This window comes from Streptomyces sp. 3-6 (genome assembly GCF_056323165.1).
Map to the genome: position 1 here is coordinate 909719 of NZ_JBWHZP010000001.1, position 17697 is coordinate 927415.

The window sequence follows — 17697 nt, forward strand, 5'->3', positions numbered from 1 at the left end:
CGCCGACCGCGCCGTTGACGGCCGCAGGCACGCGCCGAGCCCTTCCGCCACGGCTGCGGACCGCGGGGGCCCGCCGCGCACCGTGGCCTCCCTCAGGCGCTCACCACGGCGTCCCCCTCACGGCCGGAAGCGCAGGACCTGCGGGTCGTGGTCGCTGATCTGGTCGTGGAACTCGGCGTTGATGTGCACGCTGTCGTAGCTGAACGCGCAGCTCCGGCGGATCGCGGGGCTGATCAGGATCTGGTCCAGCACCTGGCTGTTGCCCTGGTAGACGTACGAGTAACGCTCGCTCCTCGGCAGGGACTTGATCGCCGGCCAGAGCACTCCGTCGCCCTGGAGGATCTGCGTCGTCCGGGAGAACTCGAAGTCGTTGATGTCGCCCAGGGCGACGACGCGCGCGTTCTTCTCGGTCTTCAGGACCTCGGCGGTGAAGTCGTGCACCGCCTGCGCCTGGAGGTGGCGCTGGGTCTCCGAACCGCGGGCCGGCGGCTGGTACTGCGAGGTCAGGCTCTGGTCGCCGCCCTTGGAGGCGAAGTGGTTGGCGATCACGATGACCGTCCGGCCCCGGAAGACGAACTCGCCGGCCAGGGGCTTGCGGCTGTCCTCGAAGGCCGCCGAGGCCGGGTCGACGCGGCCGGGGGAGTGCGTCAGCGCCGCCTTGCCGCGCACCTTGGTGACGCCGACGGGGGTGGTGGCGTCGCCGCCCGGCCGGTCGGTGAAGGAGACCCGCTCCGGGTTGTAGAGGAACGCCTGGCGGATGTTGCCGCCGGGCTGGCCGCCGTCCGCCTTGTCGGCCGGGTCCACCGAACGCCAGGCGTAGCGCGGTCCGCCGGCCGCCTCGACGGCCTCGATCAGCTTCGTCAGGGTCAGGTCCGCGGCAACCGTGCCGTCGTCGGTGGCACCGCTGTTGTCCTGGATCTCCTCCAGGGCCACGATGTCCGGCGAGCGCAGGTGGTCCACGATCGCGGCGGCGTGCGCGGCGAAGGTGTCGTCGGAGGGGTCGAGGTTCTCCACGTTGTAGGTGGCGACGGCGAGTTCGCCCGCCCGCTGCTTGCGGGTGCTCTCGCGCCGCAGGCCCCCCTCCCGGAGGGTGCCGAGCTCGTTGGCGACCAGGGTGTAGCCGCCGAACTGGTTGTAGTCCAGCGGACCCGAGGTGGTGCCGGCGAGCCGGTCGCCGACGTTCGCGTCGGGGAAGTCCGCGGCGCTGCCCAGCGACTGGATCTGCAGGCGGCCGGTGTTCTGGGCGTCGTAGGAGCCGTACACCGTGCCGCCCCGGGCGTTCCGGTTCTCCCACGGCTTCACCGTGACCCACAGTTCGGTGTACGGGTCGGTGGCCCCGACCACCCGGGTGTCGGCGACCCGGACGTTCATGCCCTCCAGGGACTCGTACCGGTCCAGGGCGTAGCGGTCCGGGCGTAGCGGGAGGGCGTTGACGGAGCCGTCCGCGGCGGGGTCCCCGTCCGGGGTGTAGGCGGCCGGCACGGACCGGGCGTCCAGGGTGAAGGGGGCCGGGACGGGGTTGCCGCCGGAGGTCACCGTGACCGTGGGGCGGCTGATCTGCGTCAGCGACTGGTTGCCGGAGGCGAGGCCGCCGGGAACGTATTCGGTCACCGTGCCGGAGACGCTGACGGCGTCGCCCACGGCGACGCCCTGGGGGGTCGATCCGGTGTAGACGAACACGCCCTCACTGGTCGCCGGGTCGGCGTCCGGCTGCGGATCCTGGATCCAGAAGCCGCGGGACGAGCCGTAGGTGCGCACGCCGGTGACGATTCCGGCCACATCGGCGACCTGGCGGCCGGCGTACGGCGATATCCGGGTGTCGCCCTGGATGTCGTGGATGCGCACGGAGTCGGCGTGCGCCGGTGAGCTGAGGACGACGGTCGACGCCGCCGAGCAGACGGCGGCGACGGTGAGCGCGGCGAGACGCGCGGACGGTGTGAGCGGCAACGGAATTTCCCTCCGGGGACGTGTGGAGCGCCGGGACGAGGGTGGAACGTGGACAACGCGAGCACGGGGACAGCGGGGCCGGCGGGAACGGTGCGGACCGCACCCGTGAGGGGACGGCCCGGCGTGCGGGGGGTCCGACGGGTGCGACGGGCCCCCGCGGTTCCGGTGAACACCTGTCCGCCGATTTCTACGCGCGTCAATCTCCAGCCTGGCCACGCCACTTGTCAAGGTTTCGGCCATGTACGTCCGGCGGAGGGGGGAGGAAGCGGGCGGCATGGGTTCACATCCGTCTAGGCTGAGCGATTGAGTCCTCACCAGGCGTGCTAGGAGATCCAGCCGATGTCAGACAGCTCCACCCTGCCGCCCGCGCGGCTGCGCCCCGAAGCGGAGCTGGCGCGCGACGCGCTGTCCACCCCGTTGCTCTCCCGGGCCGTCCGGCTCGCCCGCTGGGCCGGTGCCGCCACCCGGGTCGACGCGGGTGGCGGACTCGTCGAGGACCAGGTGGCGGCCGCCGCCGAGGAACTGGGGCTGACCGGCGAGGACGCGGCGGCCGAGGCCGCGGAGGCCTGGCGCGCCGCCGTGGATGCCGGGCTCGTCGAGGTGACCGACGAGGACGAGGGCACGGTCGCCGCCGGTGCCGACCTCGGCCTGGTCACCGGGGACGGCTCGCCGCACGAGGTGCTGGACGTGTGGCTCGCCGCCCTGGAGACCGTGCTCGCCGACGCGAGCGTCCCGGACCTCGGCGGACTCGTCGACGCCATCGCCGCCGACGAGGGCTCCGGCGAGCTGGACCTCTCCTCCCTCGACTGGGACCCCGACGCCGACGCGGAGTTCCTCGACGGCGTCCTCGGCAACCTGTACCTGCTGACGGTCGGCGACGAGGGCCTCGAGCCGGCCCCGGTGCCGCTGCCCGCGCTCGCCGCGTCCGTCATCCTGCCGGACGACATGGGCGAGCCCACCGACGACGTCCTGGAGCAGGTGTCCGAGGCGATGATGCGCCTGGACGACCAGTTCCGGATGCTGGAGCCGGCCGGACTCGTGGAGTACCAGCCGGTGGACGAGGCGCTGATGGCCGACGCCGACGAGGAGCCGGCCGCTCCCGTGGACGACGTCGAGGTCTCCCGCTACGGCATGGTGCGCCTCACGCCGCTCGGGCTGTACGGGCTGCGCGCCCGGCTGCTGGAGGCCGGGTTCGACGCCCCGGCGGTCGGGGACCTGGCGGACAAGGGGGCGGACGCGCTGCTCGACGGCACCGCCGTCTTCCCCCCGGCGGCGGCCCACGCGGAGACCGAGCAGTGGCTGACCCGGCGTGAACCCCTCACGGCGGCCCGCGAGTTGCTCGCGGCGGCGCGGGGCGCGGACGAGGGCGCGCCGCTGCGGCGGCTGCGCTGCCAGCAGGCGTTGTCGCTGGTCGGGCCGACCGCGGAGCCCGCCCTGCGGGAGGTGCTGGACGACGCCGAACTCGGCGGCCTGGCCCGCGTCTGGCTGACCGAACACGGGGCGGCGGACGTGCCCCCGCCCTCCGAGGCCATGATCTTCTGGCTGACCATCGACACCGTGGCCGCCCAGCTCGCGGCCGAGGGCAACTCCGAGGAGCTGCGCGGCCTGGTCGAGGGCCTGGCGGCCCAGCACAGCGGCTTCTTCGCCACCGTCTGGCGCGTGGACCACCCGGCCACGGCCGACGTCCTGGAGGCGATGGGGCGGCTGCACCCGGACAAGAAGATCGCCAAGGAGGCCCGGAAGGCGGCGTTCAAGGCGCGCTCGCAGCACGGCGGTTGACGCGGGCACCGCGGTCGGTCGGCCCCGCCGGCGTTGACTGCTCAGGTCTGTCGCGGGTGGGGGACCGTTCGGTTGCCTGTCGCGGGGCGGGGTGGCCGCGCCCGGCCGTCTCGGGTCGGGGTGGTCGCTGCCGCCCGTCCCGGGCGGTGCCGGACGCTGCCGCCTGGCCCGGGGGGTAGTGCCTGCGTCCGCCAGGGCCTCCCGGAAGCCGGGAGCGGGGGCGACCGCGATGGCGGTGGTGCTCGTCGCCGTGCCCGTCCCGTGTTGCCGGCGCCCGCCTCCGCGCGGCCCGGGGGTGCAGCGCCCGCGCCCGGCCGGCCCGGCCGTGCTGCCGGTTCTCGTCCGGCGATGCGTGCTGCGCGTTCCTGCCCGGCCCGGCCGTGCTGTCCGTTCCCGTTCGACCGAGGCGTGCTGCCCGATGCCGTCTGGCCGGGCCGGCTGCACGTGCCCTCCTGACCTGGGCGTGTTGCCCGTTTCTGCACGACCGGGCGTCCTGCCCGGTCCCTCTTGAGTCGGCTGGGCTGCCCGCTCCCGCCCTCCCGGGTGGTGGTGCCGGCTCCCGCCTGACCCGGGTTGGCCGGCCTGACCCGGGCTGAGGTGCCGGCTCCCGCCCGGTCCGGGTCGCCCACTCGGTGACCTCTCCCGTCGAGCGTTTCCCGCCCCCGTCGGTGCTCCACCCGCGTGCCCCCGCACAAGACCGGGCGGGGGCACGGTCTTGTGCGCCCTCCGCGGTCTTGTGCGCCCTCCGCTCTGACATCTAACATTTCAGTCATGAACGCCGCCCTGCGTCCCGTCTCCCGCACCCTCCTGAGGGACCGCGCCCACGCGGCGATCCGGGACGCCATCGTGGCGGGCGAGATCGAGCCCGGGACCGTCGTGCGGGACGCCGACCTCGCCGAGCGGCTGGGGCTGTCCCGGGCGCCGGTGCGGGAGGCGTTCTCGCGGCTGGTCGACGAGGGCCTGCTGGAGAGCAAGCCGCAGAGCTACACCCGGGTGACCCCGCTGGTGGCCGCCGACGTGCGGGACGCCGCGGCCGTCGTCGGCGCCCTGCACGAACTGGTCACCCGGGTCGCGGTGCCCCGCCTGCGGGAGGCGGACACGGACGCGATGCGCGCCGCCAACGAGCGGTTCGCGGCGGCCGTGCGCGCCGGGGACGTGGACGCGGCCCTGCGCGCGGACGACGCCCTGCACGACGTCCTCGTACGGGTGAGCGGCAACCGGGCGGCCGCCGCGACCGTCGCCCGGTACACCCCGCTCATCCGGCGGCTGGAGCGGCGCCGCTTCGGCGAGGGCGGCGCCTGCCGCTCGGCCGGGCTGCACGACCGGCTGATCGACGCCTGCGCCGACGGCGACACGGACGAAGCGGTGCGGATCACCGCCGAGATCTGGCGGGGCCTGGAGGAGCTCGCCGACACGCCCTGACCCGGCCCGGCCGCACCGGCGCGGCCCGAGCGGAAGGAACCCCCATGTCCCTCGCCTCCCACGCGCGGTACCCGCTGCTGTTCGGACCCTCGCCCGTGCACCCGTTGGAACGGCTCACCGCCCACCTCGGCGGTGCCGCCCTCTGGGCCAAGCGCGAGGACTGCAACTCCGGCGTGGCCTACGGCGGCAACAAGACCCGCAAGCTGGAGTACCTGGTCGCCGACGCCCTCGCCCAGGGCTGCGACACCCTCGTCTCCATCGGCGGCGTGCAGTCCAACCACACCCGCCAGGTGGCCGCCGTCGCCGCCCGCGCCGGACTCTCGTGCGTGCTGGTGCAGGAGAGTTGGGTGGACTGGCCGGACGCCGTGTACGACAAGGTCGGCAACATCCTGATCAGCCGGCTCGCCGGCGCCGACGTTCGGCTGGTGCGGGCCGGGTTCGGCATCGGGTTCAAGGAGAGCTGGGAGCAGGCCCTGCGGGAGGTCGAGGAGTCCGGTGGCAGGCCGTACGCCATCCCCGCCGGCGCCTCCGACCACCCGCTCGGCGGGCTGGGGTTCGCCGGCTGGGCCTACGAGGTGGCGGAGCAGGAGCGGGAGGCGGGCGTCTTCTTCGACACCGTGGTCGTGTGCTCGGTCACCGGCTCGACCCAGGCGGGCATGGTCGCCGGGTTCCGGGCGCTGGAGGAGGCGGGCGGCCGGCCCCGGCGGGTGATCGGCATCGACGCCTCGGCGGACCCGGGCCGGACGCGGGAGCAGATCGCCCGGATCGCGGACCGGACCGGGCGGCTCATCGGCGTCGAGGCGGAGCTGACCGTGGACGACGTGGAGCTGGACGAGCGGTACCACGCCGGCACCTACGGGATACCGGACGAGGCGACCCTGGACGCCATGCGGCTCGCCGCCCGGACCGAGGGGATGGTCACCGACCCGGTCTACGAGGGCAAGTCCATGGCCGGGATGATCGATCTGGTCTCCCGGGGTGAGATCGGCCGCGAGGCGACCGTCCTCTACGCCCACCTCGGCGGCCAGCCCGCGCTGAATGCCTACAGCGCCCTGTTCTGAGCCGCCCGTCCGCCCGCCGGACCCCTCCCCACCCCTGGATAGGGTGGACGGACGGGACCGGCGGGCGGACGAGGAGGGGCCGATGGCACAGGTCAGGCCCATGCGGGCCGACGCCCGGCGGAACCGTGAACGGCTGCTGCAGGTCGCGGCCGAGGCGTTCGCCGAACAGGGCGAGGGAGCCAGCCTCGACGACATCGCCCGGCGGGCCGGCGTCGGATCGGGCACCCTCTACCGGCACTTCCCCACCCGCCGCGCACTGCTGGAGGCCGTGTACGCCGACCGGATCGCGGCGCTCGCGGCCCGCGGCGGCGACCTGGCCGACCGGTTGCCGCCCGGCCCGGCGCTACGCGCGTGGCTCGACGAACTGGGCGCCGGGATGATCCGGGTGCGCGGACTGAAGGCCCTGCTGGGTCCGGCCGTCGGCGGCGGGGACGGCGGTCCGGGCTGCTGCGAGCCGCTGCTGGGCGCGGCCCGGCTGCTGGTCGGGGCGGCCCAGGAGGCGGGGACGCTGCGCCGGGACGTCGAGCCCGTCGACGTGCTGCGGCTCGTGCACGGGGTGGCGACGGCCTCGGAACTCGCGGACGGCGAGGGCGACCACGTCCGCCGGTACGTGGGGCTCCTGGTGGAGGGTCTGCGGCCCTGACCCCTGTAAGGGAACCGTGCCGTGAGGAGCGACGCGGCCGGCCGGGGCGTCACAGGGGTCCCCGCCCCAGGAGGGGAGCGCGGGGCGGGGACGTCTGCGGGCGCGTCGGCGTCGGTGGCCGCGCGGCCCCGGCGGCTACAGGGCCTGCGCGGCGGGCTTGACCATGCCGCGTACGGTGCGCGACTTCACGAAGTCGCCCATGGCCGTCATCTCCCACTCGCCGGAGAACTGGCGGATCAGCTTCGCCATCATCACGCCGGTCTGCGGCTCGGCCGAGGTGAGGTCGAAGCGGACCAGTTCCTCACCGGTGGTGCCGTCCAGCAGACGGCAGTAGGCCTTGGCGACCTCGGTGAACTTCTGCCCGGAGAAGGAGTTGACGGTGAAGACCAGGCCGGAGACCTCCTGCGGGAGCCGGCCGAGGTCGACGCTGATCACCTCGTCGTCCCCTGCCCCCTCGCCGGTGAGGTTGTCACCGGAGTGCTGGATCGCGCCGTGCAGGATCTGCAGCTTGCCGAAGTAGCAGCTGTCGATGTGGTTGCGCTGCGGCCCGTAGGCGATGACCGAGGCGTCCAGGTCGATGTCCTTGCCGCGGTACGCGGGCTCCCAGCCGAGGCCCATCCGCACCTGGGAGAGCAGCGGCCGGCCGCCCTTCATCAGGGAGACCGTCTGGTTCTTCTGGAGGCTGACGCGGCCCTTGTCCAGGTTGATCTTCCCCGCGCCGGCGGCCGGGGCGGCCGGTGCCGGGGGAGCGGCGGGCGCGGGCGGAGCCTGCGGCGCGGTCACCGGCGGGGCGGGCGGCGGCTGGACGGCGGCGGGCGGCGGGGTGACGGGCTGGGCGGGGGCGGCGGGCTCCTCGACGGAGACGCCGAAGTCGGTGGCGATGCCGGCCAGCCCGTTGGCGTAGCCCTGGCCGACGGCCCGGGCCTTCCAGGCGCCGTTGCGCAGATAGATCTCGACGACCACCAGGGCGGTCTCGTCGCCCAGGCGCGGCGGGGTGAAGGTGGCCAGGACGGACTGGTCGTCGGCGCCCCGGAGGGTGGCCGTCGGTTCGATGCCCTGGAAGGTCTGGCCCGCGGCGTCGGGGCTGGCGGTGATGACGATCTTCTCGATACCGGGCGGGAGGGCGGTGGTGTCGACCGTGATCGCGTCGGGGGCGGTGCCGCCGCCGGAGCGGTAGGTCACACCGGGGCCCGAGGGCTGGTTGTAGAAGATGAAGTCGTCGTCGGAGCGCACCTTGCCGTCGGCGGTGAGCAGCAGGCCCGATACGTCGAGCCGCACCGGAGCGGCGACGTCCACCGTGACGCGGGCGGTGGGGAGGGGGATGTTCGAGCCGGGGGTCATAGCTGTCATGCCGGATGAACGAGCGGGACGGTTTTGCCGTTCCCTTACTCGTGGCCGAATGGAGCAGTCGGCTTCCGGCCGGTCTCAGCGGCGGTTGCGGGGGTGGTTGCGGGCGGTCCGCTCGTTGCCGTGCTTGTAGTTCCCGGTCCAGCGGGCCATGACCAGCTGGGGGTCGGGGGAGGTGGTCACCTCGGTGAGGAAACGGGCGGCCCGGTCGCCGTTGAGGGTGGTGGCGTGGCGGTGGTGGTGGGTGATGTCCACGCTGCCGTTCGCGTGGTCGGTGTAGGCGAAGCCGTGGGGTCGGGGCATGCCCGCAGGGTAGTGGGCCGGGGCGGGGCGGCCCCAGCGGTTTTCGCCCCGCCGGACCGGCCCCCACCGCGACCCCGGCCGCCTGCGACCTGCGCCGTCGCCGGCGCCGTCGTCCCGTCCGGGGCCGGTCGACGCTCCCGGCCCGGCCGGCGGCCCCGGTGCTCGGACCCGACCGGCGCGCTCGCCCCAGAAAACGCTCCCGGCCGGGACGGCGCGCCCGCCCCGGCCGGCGCTCCCGCCCCGGCCCGCCTCGCCGTCCTACGGAACGACGACGATCTTCCGGCCCACGCCCGCCGCGAACTGTTCCAGGGCCTGCGGGTAGCGGTCCAGGGGGATCCGGTCGCTGATGAAGACGTCCGGGTCCAGCACCCCGTTGGCGAACAGCTCGGCCGCCCGCTCGTAGCTGTGCAGGACCGCCATCGAGCCGGTGATGGTGATCTCCTGGTTGTAGATCCGGTACGGGTCGATGGTCACGCGCGTCGCGTAGTCGGCGACACCGAACTGCAGGAACGTTCCGGCCTTCGCCACCCGCTCCAGGCCGTCCTGGATCGCCCCGGCGTTGCCGGTCGCGTCGATGACCAGGTCCCACCCCTGCGGGCGGTCCAGCTCGTCGGGGTTCGCGGCTGAGCCGGACACGCCCAGCCGGACCGCCGTCTCCAGCCGGGCCGGGTTCACGTCCACCACGTCGACGCTCGCCGCGCCGGTGCGCTTGGCCAGCTCCAGCATCATCAGGCCCATGGTGCCCGACCCGTAGATCAGCACGTGGGCGCCGAGGCGGGACTGCAGGACGTCGTAGCCGCGCACCGCGCAGGACAGCGGTTCGATCAGGACCGCGTCGGCGGTGCGCACGTGCTCGGGGAGCTTCACGCAGTTCGCCACGGGGGCCACCGCGTACTGCGCCGCGCCGCCGGCCGTGGTGACGCCGATCGCCCCCCAGCGTTCGCACATGTTGTTGTGGCCGATGCGGCAGTAGCGGCACTCGTGGCAGTACAGGGACGGGTCGACGGCGACCCGGTCGCCGACCGCCACCTCGGTGACCGCCGAGCCGACACCGACCACCTCGCCCGCGAACTCGTGCCCCGGCACGATCGGCAGCTTCGGGGCGAACTCGCCCTGGAGGATGTGCAGATCGGTGCCGCACACCCCGCAGGCCGCGACCTCCACGACGACGTCGCGCGGCCCGGGCGTCGGGTCCGGGACCTCGGCGACGACGGCCCGGCCCACGGACTCGATGACGGCGGCCTTCATTTCACGGCTCCCAACGACAGGCCCTGGACGAGTTTGTCCTGGGCGGCGAACCCCGCGGCGAGCACCGGCAGGGAGATGACGAGCGACGCGGCGCACACCTTGGCCAGGAACAGGCCCTGGCTGGTGATGAAGGTGGTGAGGAAGACCGGGGCGGTCTCGGCGACCACGCCGGTGAGCACCCGCGCGAACATCAGCTCGTTCCAGCTGAAGATGAAGCAGATCAGGGCGGTCGCCGCGATGCCGGGCAGGGCGATCGGCGCGACCACGCGGCCCAGCACCGTCGGCAGCCTGGCGCCGTCGATCTGGGCGGCCTCGATGATCGCCACCGGGACCTCGGACAGGAACGACTGCATCATCCAGACCGCGATCGGCAGGTTCATCGCGGTGTAGAGGACGACCAGCGTCCAGATGTTGTCGAGCATGCCGGTGTTCTTGGCGAACAGGTAGATCGGCAGCAGCGCGGCCACCAGCGGCAGCATCTTGGTGGACAGGAAGAAGAACAGGACGTCGGTCCACTTCTTCACCGGCCGGATGGACAGCGCGTAGGCGGCGGGCAGGGCGAGCAGCAGGGTCAGCAGGGTGGAGACCAGCGAGGCGGTCATGGAGTTGATCAGCGACGGCCAGGGGCTGGCGCCGCCGGTGAGACCGAAGAACTCGCGGTAGCCGTCCAGGGTCAGGGAGGCCGCCACGGACGGCGGGTTGGTCGCGGCGTCCGCCTCGGAGTGCAGGGACGTCAGCACCATCCACAGGATGGGCAGCACGAAGACGATGCCGGCCAGCCAGGCGGCGACGCCCGCGGCGGCCCCCCGGACCCTGCCGGGCGCCCGGCGCTGCCGCGGGGCGGTGGGGGCGACGGTGGCCATCAGCGGGACACCTCCTCACGGAACAGCGACGACACCACGCGCAGCGCGAAGGTCGCCAGGACGAGCGAGCCGAGGACGACGACGACTCCGGCCGCGGAGGCGAGCCCGTTCTCGTGCGCCTGGTAGAAGGTCTGGTAGATCGTGTACGGCAGGTTGGCCGTGCCCAGGCCGCCGGAGGTGAGGGTGAACACGGCGTCGAAGTTCTGCACGATGTAGATCGAGCCGAGCAGCACCCCGAGTTCGAGGTAGCGGCGCAGGTGGGGCAGCGTGATGTGGACGAACACCTGCCAGTCGCTCGCGCCGTCCATCCGGGCCGCCTCCACCAGCTGGGGGTCACGGCTCTGCAGCCCCGCGAGCAGGATCAGCATCATGAACGGGGTCCACTGCCAGATCAGCGCGGCCTCCACCGCCATCAGCGGCATCTCGGAGATCCAGTCCGGCTGCGGCGCCCCGTCCCCGAAGACGGCGTTCAGGATGCCGTTGAACAGCCCGTACTCCGGGTTGAACAGCAGGTGCTTCCACATCAGCGCGGCGGCGATCGGCACCAGCAGGAACGGGGCGATCAGCATCGTCCGCACGGCGCCCCGGCCGGGGAAGCGCCGGTTCAGCAGCAGCGCCAGGAGCAGGCCGAGCAGCAGGCTGACCAGCACCACGGTGACGGTGAGCAGGATCGTCGTCCACACCGACCCCCGCAGGTCCGGATCGGTCAGCACCTCGCCGTAGTTGGCGAAGCCGGCGAAGCTGCGCTGGTCCGGGTAGAGCGCGTTCCAGTCGAAGAACGAGATCACCAGGGTGGCCACGAAGGGCAGTTGGGTGACGACGATCAGGAAGACGAGCGCCGGCATCAGGGGCGCCCGGGTGGCCCAGGCGCGCATCGGGTTCGGGCGGGGGGCCGCCGGCCGTCCGGGGACGGTCGCGGCGGCCCGCTCCGGGGACGTCACGGTCATGACGCCTCGTACTGCTCGGCGACGGCCTCGGCCAGCTTCTGCGACTTCTTCAGCGCGCTGTCCACGGACTGCCGTCCGGCGATGGCCGAACTGATCTCCTGGGAGACCTTGGTGCCCAGGTCGGTGAACTCGGGGATGCCGACGAACTGGATGCCGGGCGCGGGCCGGGGCTGCACGCCCGGGTCCTCGGGCCTGGCGCCCGCGATGGCGTCCCGGGTGACGTCCGCGAAGGCGGCGGCCTCCTCGCGGTACTGCGGGATGTCGTACGTGGAGGCACGCTTGCCGGCCGGCACGTTGGACCAGCCGATCTTCTCGCCGACCAGCTTCTCGTACTCCTTGCCCGAAGCCCAGGAGATGAACTTCCAGGCGTTGTCGGCGTTCGCGGACGCCTTCTGGATGCCCCAGGCCCAGGTGTAGAGCCAGCCCGAGCTGTCGGTCTTCTCCACCGGCGCCGGGACGTAACCGATCTTGCCCTTGACCGGGGAGCCGTCGGCCTCCAGGGAGCCGGCCCCGGCGGTGGCGTCGTACCACATGGCCGTCTTGCCCTGGGTCATGTTGTTGAGGCACTCCGCGTACCCGGACTGGGCGGCGCCGGCCTGACCGTGCTCGCGGACCAGGTCGACGTAGAACCGCGTGGCCTCCTTGAACTCCTTGGAGTCCAGGCGGGCCGTCCAGTCCTCGTCGAACCAGGTGCCGCCGAAGGTGTTGACGACCGTGGTCAGCGGGGCCATGACCTCGCCCCAGCCCGGCAGCCCGCGCAGGCAGATGCCCTTCATGCCGGCGCTGGAGCCGTCGACCTTCGCGGCGATGTCGGCGACCTGCTTCCAGGTGGGCTTGTCCGGCATGGTCAGGCCCTCCTTCTCCAGGACGTCCTTGCGGTACATCAGGAAGGACGACTCGCCGTAGAAGGGCTCGCCGTAGAGCTTGCCGTCCTCCGCGGTGAGGGCCTTGGTCATCGGGGGGCAGGATGTCGTCCTGGTCGAAGCCGGTGTCCTTCTCGACGTGCTCGTCCAGGGGGTGCAGCCAGCCGTTCTCGGCGTAGATCGGGATCTCGTAGTTGCTGAGCGTGGCGACGTCGTACTGCCCGGCCTGGTTGGCGAAGTCCTGGCTGATCTTGTCGCGGACGTCGTTCTCCGGCAGCACGGTGAAGTTCACCTTGATACCGGTGTCCTTGGTGAAGTGGGCGGCGGTCAGCTTCTGCAGCTCCACCATCTGCGGGTTGTTCACCATCAGGACGTTGAGGGAGTCGCCGCCGGACGACCCCTGGGAACCGCCGGCGCCCGAGCAGGCGGCGAGCGGAGCGATCAGCGTCACTGTCGCCACCGCGGCGAGGAGATTCCGCGGCGAGCGTCGGCTACGGGTGCGCATGGGTACTCCAGGAAATGTCGGGATGTGCGGAGGTCTGTGGGGGACAGGGGTGCCCGTGGGAGGTGGGGCGGGCGTACTGCGGGGACGGTGTGGGGAGTTGTCGTCGTGAAGGGGTGCGTGCGGTGCGGCCGTCAGACGCGGACGACCTGGGGGCCGAGCAGCGCGTAACGGTGCGCCTCGGACGCCGGGAGCAGGGTGCTGGTGACGATCGCCTCCAGTGCGCCGACCTCGGCGAACCGGCAGAAGCTGACCGCCCCGAACTTGGTGTGGACGCCCGCGAACACCACACGCCGTGCGGACCGGACGGCCTGCGCCTTGACGTCGCCGACCGCCGGGTCGGGCGTGGTCAGTCCGTGCTCGCGGGAGATCCCGTTGGCGCCGATGAACGCCAGGTCGATGACGAAGCCGGAGAGCATCTTCGTCGTCCAGTGGTCCACGGTGGCGAGGGTGCCGGAGCGGACCCGCCCGCCGAGCAGCAGGACGGAGACGGTGCCGGTCTCGGCGAGCGCGCCCGCGACCGGCAGGGAGGCGGTGACCACGGTGAGCGGCCGGTCGGTGGGCAGGGCCTCGGCGATGAGCTGGGGGGTGAAGCCCTCGTCGATGAAGACCGTCTCGGCGTCCCCGAGGAGTTCCGCGGCGGCCGCCGCCACCCGGCGCTTCTCGGGGACGTGGCTGGTGGCGCGGAAGGCGAGGGTCGTCTCGAAGCCGGCGCTCTCGACGGGGTAGGCGCCGCCGTGGGTACGGCGCACCAGCCCGTGGTCCTCCAGCGAGCGCAGGTCCCGCCGCACGGTCTCCTTCGCCACGCCCAGGTCGGCGGCGAGCGTGGTGACGTCGACCGAGCCGGTGGCGCGCGCCAGCCGCACGATCTCGCGCTGGCGCTCCTCGGCCGTCCACTGCCCCATGGACCGACCACCTGCTTCCTGATCTCGCTGCCCGTTCGGGCCCCGGTTCGGGCCTTGCAGGATGTTGTACAGCCGCTCCAGGGTTCTGACCAGGCTTGTTATCGCTTCGTTCCTGCCCGCTTGTGCCCGTTCGGTTCGGCCTGTGCCCGGCTCGGACCTGCACGGGGGCGGCGCGGAACGTGAGAACGGGCGGCGTGCGTGCCCGAATGGACGGCGGGCAGGCCCGTTCGGTGCCCGCGCCCCTCCGTCGGCGACCCTTTTCCGCCGCCGGACGGGCCCGGGTGGCCCGATCCCGACGCATGGCGCGGTGGCGTCGTGGTGGCGCGAGCGATGAGTCCGGGTGCCGGAACCGGTCATCCACCCGAGGGCGGCGTCCGCACCCGCCCGCCCGGACACCTGTCGACATCAGGAGAACCCCATGACCGGCACTCCCCTCGACCTCGGACCGCAGGCACGGACCGTGGCCTGCCTGGCCGAGGCCGTCACCGAGGACCAGCTGACGGACCGCACCCCGTGCCCCGACTACCGGGTGAGCCATCTGCTCGGCCACCTGACCGGACTGGCCGTCGCCTTCCGGGACGCGGCCCGCAAGGACCTGGGCGGGACCACCGACACCGACCCGGGCAGCACCCTGCCCGGCATCGGGCCGGACTGGCGGCGGGACCTGACCGAGGCGCTGCACGACCTCGCCGAGGCGTGGCGGGACCCGGGGGCGTGGACCGGCACCACCCGGGCGGGCGGGGTGGACCTGCCGGGCGAGGTCGCCGGCGCGGTCGCCGTCGACGAACTGCTCGTCCACGGCTGGGACCTGGCCCGCGCCACCGGCCGCGACTACGCGCCGGACCCGGCCGCCCTGGCGGCGTCGCACGCCTTCCTGCGGGCCGCCGCCGAGGAGTCCGGCGGCGCGGGCAACGGCATCTTCGGCCCGGTCGTACCCGTACCGGCCGACGCCCCGCTGCTGGACCGGACGGTGGCCCTGAGCGGCCGCGATCCGGGCTGGACACGGCCCGACGGCACGCCGTCGGGGCGTCCTTAGGGCCTTTCGCCGTGGTCATGCCGGGCTCGCGGGGTCCGGACCGATGGGAAGGAGAGACCTCAGCCCGGCGTCCCCCTCCCGGCCGGGGAGGGCCTCCCCGCCCCGGCCGGAGCGCTGTCGCCGTGCGGCCCCGTGCCCGCCCGGTTCGTCCCGGTGCGGTGAGCCGACGCGGCGGGCCGGACGGTCCGGACGGTTCCGGAACGGCCGCTCGCGGATGCCGTCACACGAAGAACCCCCGCACTCCTCGGTGGGCTTCTTCGCGGCCGGGAGATACGCGGCGGCTTCACCGCCCACTTCACGAGGGCCCGCATCAACGTCCTCGACCCGCTGATCCCCGGCAGCGCCCCGGACCAGTCCGGCCATCGGCTCGCCACCGTCCAACTCACCACGGACACCGCGCCGGTGGCCGCCGTGAGGACCGTCGTCATGGGCCTGCCGGGAGGGCACGGAGCGGGCCGCCCCCCGGGGGGAGGGGGGCGGCCCGTCCGTCCCTACAGACGGCGCCGAGGCCGCGAAGGTTCACTCGCGGACCCCTACTGCCCCCGGCCGGAGGGCGGGGGGACCTCACGGGCCGAGAGTGAGGACCAGTTCCTCGATCTCCGCTCCGCGCGCCGGCGCGTAGCCGGTGGCCCGGGCGGACACCTCGAAGCCGCACTTCTCCAGCACCCGCAGCGAGGCCGCGTTGTCCGCGGCCACGCGTGCGAACAGCGGGCGTTCGTCCACCTCGGCGAGCAGGGCGCGCAACGCGGCGGTGGCGACGCCCTTGCCCCAGTACGCGCGGTCGATCCAGTACGTCACCTCGCGCTCGCCCGGCTCGCCGTACACCGAGGCGCTGCCCAGCACGTCACCGTCGCCCAGCACGGTGCGCACGACGACCTGTTCGGAGGCGCGGATGCGCGCCCAGTGCGCCTCGAACGCGTCCCGGTCGGCCGGGTTCTCGGGGGTGAAGGCCGCCCGGTGCAGCGCCTCCGGGTCGTTCGACTGCCGGAAGAAGACCGGCAGGTCGCTGTCGTGGACCGGGCGCAGGGACACGTCCATGGTGTGCGGAACCTCCGGGAGGCCAGGGTGCGGGTGTGCGGTACGGGACGGCCGCCCGGGGGCGGCGCAGCCCGACGGCGGCCGGGGCCTCGACCCCTTCGCCGCGGGGAGGCTGAAGTTATAGTCTCCGACAACAGTTCATCATTCTGAACGGCGTTCAGTATATCGAACAACACTGACCCGATGACGTCGTACCTACTGCGGCAGTGCGAGCGGCAGTCGAGTGGAGGGATCCGCGGTGGCAGCAGCACCAGTGTGGAGTGTCGACCCCCGAACCGGTAAGCAGCGGGAGCAGGTTGCGGTGGAGGCGACGCCCCAGGAAGTGGACGCCACCGTCCGCGCCGCGCATGCGGCACGCGGCGCGCTGACCGACCGCACCGTCCGCGCGGCCTTCCTGCGCGCCGCCGCCGAGGAGCTGGAGGCGGCCCGGGACGCGCTGGTGGAGACCGCGGACGCCGAGACGGCACTCGGCCCCGTCCGTCTCGCCGGTGAACTCGCCCGTACCTGCTACCAGTTGCGGGCCTTCGCTGGCATCGTCGACGAGGGCGCCTTCCTCGACGTGGTCGTCGACCACCCCGACGACACCGCCACGCCGCCCGTCCCCGACCTGCGCCGCTACAAGGTGCCGCTGGGCGTCGTCGCCGTCTACTCCGCCTCCAACTTCCCCTTCGCCTTCTCCGTCCCGGGCGGCGACACGGCGAGCGCCCTCGCGGCGGGCTGCCCCGTCGTCGTCAAGGCCCACCCCGACCACCCGGCGCTGTCCGAACTGGTCGCCGCGGTGCTGCGCCGGGCCGCCGCCCGGCACGGCGTCCCCGCGGGCGTCGTCGGACTGGTGCACGGCTTCGACGCCGGCGTCGAGCTGGTCCGGCACCCGCTGGTCACGGCGGCGGGCTTCACCGGGTCGGTCCGCGGCGGACGCGCCCTCTTCGACGCGGCGGCCGCCCGCCCCGTGCCGATCCCCTTCCACGGCGAACTCGGCTCCCTCAACCCGGTCGTCGTCACCGAGGCCGCCGCCGCCGAGCGGGCCGAGGCCATCGGCGCGGGTCTCGCCGGGTCCATGACCCTGGGCGTCGGCCAGTTCTGCGTCAAGCCCGGCCTCGTGCTGGTGCCGGCGAGCGGGGCGGGCGACCGGCTCGTGAAGTCCCTGACCGACGCCGTCAGCGCCACCGAGGCCGGCGTCCTGCTCGACCACCGCATGCGGGACGCCTTCCTCGCCGGCGTCACCGAGCGGGCCCAACTGCCCGACGTGCAGACCCCGGTGACCCCGGGCGCCGGCGGCGAGCACACCGTCAGCGCGGGCTTCCTCACCGTCCCGGCGGGCCGGCTCGCCGCCGACGGCCCGCACGACCTGCTCCTGGAGGAGTGCTTCGGCCCGGTCACCGTGGTCGCCCGGTACGAGGACGAGACCGAGGTGCGGTCCGTGCTCGGCCGGCTGCCCGGCAACCTCACCGCGACCGTCCAGCTGTCCGAGGAGGAGGCCCGCGGCGAGGGGCGCGGCGCCGAACTGCTGGCGGAACTGACCCCGCTGGCCGGAAGGGTGCTGGTCAACGGCTGGCCCACCGGAGTCGCGGTCGCCCCCGCCCAGCACCACGGCGGCCCCTACCCGGCGACCACGTCCACCTCCACGTCCGTCGGCGGCACCGCCATCGAGCGCTGGCTCAGGCCGGTGGTGTACCAGAACACCCCCGAGGCCCTGCTGCCGCCGGAACTGCGCGACGACAACCCGCTCGGGCTGCCCCGCCGCTTCAACGGGACGCTGGAACGCTGACCTCCGGTCCGGCCCCGGGCGACCG

Annotated in this window: 14 protein-coding genes and 1 pseudogene; 6 read left to right on the top strand and 9 right to left on the bottom strand. The window is 73.6% G+C overall.

Going from position 1 to position 17697, the window contains the following annotated elements; all coding sequences use genetic code 11:
* Positions 1-117: 117 nt before the first annotated feature.
* A complete protein-coding gene (locus AC02VZ_RS03775; protein WP_432053946.1) occupies positions 118-1947 on the bottom strand; it encodes an endonuclease/exonuclease/phosphatase family protein in 1830 nt (609 codons plus the stop codon).
* 339 nt (positions 1948-2286) lie between these two features.
* Here AC02VZ_RS03775 and AC02VZ_RS03780 point away from each other — a divergent pair, with 339 nt between their 5' ends.
* From AC02VZ_RS03780 to AC02VZ_RS03795, 4 genes are all read left to right on the top strand, one after another.
* Positions 2287-3726 carry a hypothetical protein gene (locus AC02VZ_RS03780; RefSeq protein ID WP_432053945.1) on the top strand — a complete coding sequence of 480 codons (1440 nt, stop codon included), beginning with the start codon at positions 2287-2289 and terminating at the stop codon, positions 3724-3726.
* Between the two features lie 771 nt (positions 3727-4497).
* Positions 4498-5148, top strand: a complete 651-nt coding sequence (locus AC02VZ_RS03785) for a GntR family transcriptional regulator (protein ID WP_432053944.1) — start codon at positions 4498-4500, stop codon at positions 5146-5148.
* A gap of 44 nt (positions 5149-5192) precedes the next feature.
* The gene (locus tag AC02VZ_RS03790) at positions 5193-6209 is read left to right on the top strand and encodes a 1-aminocyclopropane-1-carboxylate deaminase (RefSeq protein WP_432053943.1); all 1017 of its coding nucleotides are present in this window, start codon (positions 5193-5195) and stop codon (positions 6207-6209) included.
* 82 nt (positions 6210-6291) lie between these two features.
* Positions 6292-6852 carry a TetR/AcrR family transcriptional regulator gene (locus AC02VZ_RS03795; protein ID WP_432053942.1) on the top strand — a complete coding sequence of 187 codons (561 nt, stop codon included), beginning with the start codon at positions 6292-6294 and terminating at the stop codon, positions 6850-6852.
* 135 nt (positions 6853-6987) lie between these two features.
* Here the strand turns inward: AC02VZ_RS03795 and AC02VZ_RS03800 are convergent, their stop codons facing one another.
* The 7 genes and pseudogenes from AC02VZ_RS03800 to AC02VZ_RS03830 form a co-directional block, all read right to left on the bottom strand.
* Positions 6988-8193, bottom strand: coding sequence for a TerD family protein (locus tag AC02VZ_RS03800; RefSeq protein ID WP_432054075.1), 1206 nt, complete (start codon positions 8191-8193; stop codon positions 6988-6990).
* Between the two features lie 84 nt (positions 8194-8277).
* Positions 8278-8502 carry a hypothetical protein gene (locus AC02VZ_RS03805; RefSeq protein ID WP_432053941.1) on the bottom strand — a complete coding sequence of 75 codons (225 nt, stop codon included), beginning with the start codon at positions 8500-8502 and terminating at the stop codon, positions 8278-8280.
* 258 nt (positions 8503-8760) lie between these two features.
* Entirely contained in the window at positions 8761-9750 is a 990-nt protein-coding gene (locus tag AC02VZ_RS03810; RefSeq protein WP_476474494.1) for a zinc-dependent alcohol dehydrogenase family protein, read from the bottom strand.
* Positions 9747-10613, bottom strand: a complete 867-nt coding sequence (locus AC02VZ_RS03815) for a carbohydrate ABC transporter permease (RefSeq protein WP_432053939.1) — start codon at positions 10611-10613, stop codon at positions 9747-9749. The genes AC02VZ_RS03810 and AC02VZ_RS03815 overlap by 4 nt, the downstream gene beginning before the upstream one ends.
* On the bottom strand, positions 10613-11560 hold the full coding sequence (locus tag AC02VZ_RS03820) for a carbohydrate ABC transporter permease (protein ID WP_432053938.1): 948 nt from the start codon (positions 11558-11560) through the stop codon (positions 10613-10615). The genes AC02VZ_RS03815 and AC02VZ_RS03820 overlap by 1 nt, the downstream gene beginning before the upstream one ends.
* A pseudogene (locus AC02VZ_RS03825) lies at positions 11557-12928 on the bottom strand (ABC transporter substrate-binding protein). Before AC02VZ_RS03825 ends, AC02VZ_RS03820 begins: the two are co-directional and overlap by 4 nt.
* 131 nt (positions 12929-13059) lie before the next feature.
* Positions 13060-13830, bottom strand: coding sequence for a DeoR/GlpR family DNA-binding transcription regulator (locus AC02VZ_RS03830; protein WP_432053936.1), 771 nt, complete (start codon positions 13828-13830; stop codon positions 13060-13062).
* Positions 13831-14248: 418 nt separating this feature from the next.
* On the opposite strand from AC02VZ_RS03830, the gene AC02VZ_RS03835 reads away from it, so the two are divergent.
* Positions 14249-14866 carry a TIGR03086 family metal-binding protein gene (locus AC02VZ_RS03835; RefSeq protein WP_476474495.1) on the top strand — a complete coding sequence of 206 codons (618 nt, stop codon included), beginning with the start codon at positions 14249-14251 and terminating at the stop codon, positions 14864-14866.
* Positions 14867-15430: 564 nt separating this feature from the next.
* Here the strand turns inward: AC02VZ_RS03835 and AC02VZ_RS03840 are convergent.
* Entirely contained in the window at positions 15431-15904 is a 474-nt protein-coding gene (locus AC02VZ_RS03840) for a GNAT family N-acetyltransferase (RefSeq protein WP_476474496.1), read from the bottom strand.
* A 238-nt stretch (positions 15905-16142) separates the two neighbouring features.
* Between AC02VZ_RS03840 and AC02VZ_RS03845 the strand changes: the two genes are divergently transcribed.
* On the top strand, positions 16143-17672 hold the full coding sequence (locus AC02VZ_RS03845) for an aldehyde dehydrogenase (NADP(+)) (protein WP_476474497.1): 1530 nt from the start codon (positions 16143-16145) through the stop codon (positions 17670-17672).
* Positions 17673-17697: the final 25 nt, after the last annotated feature.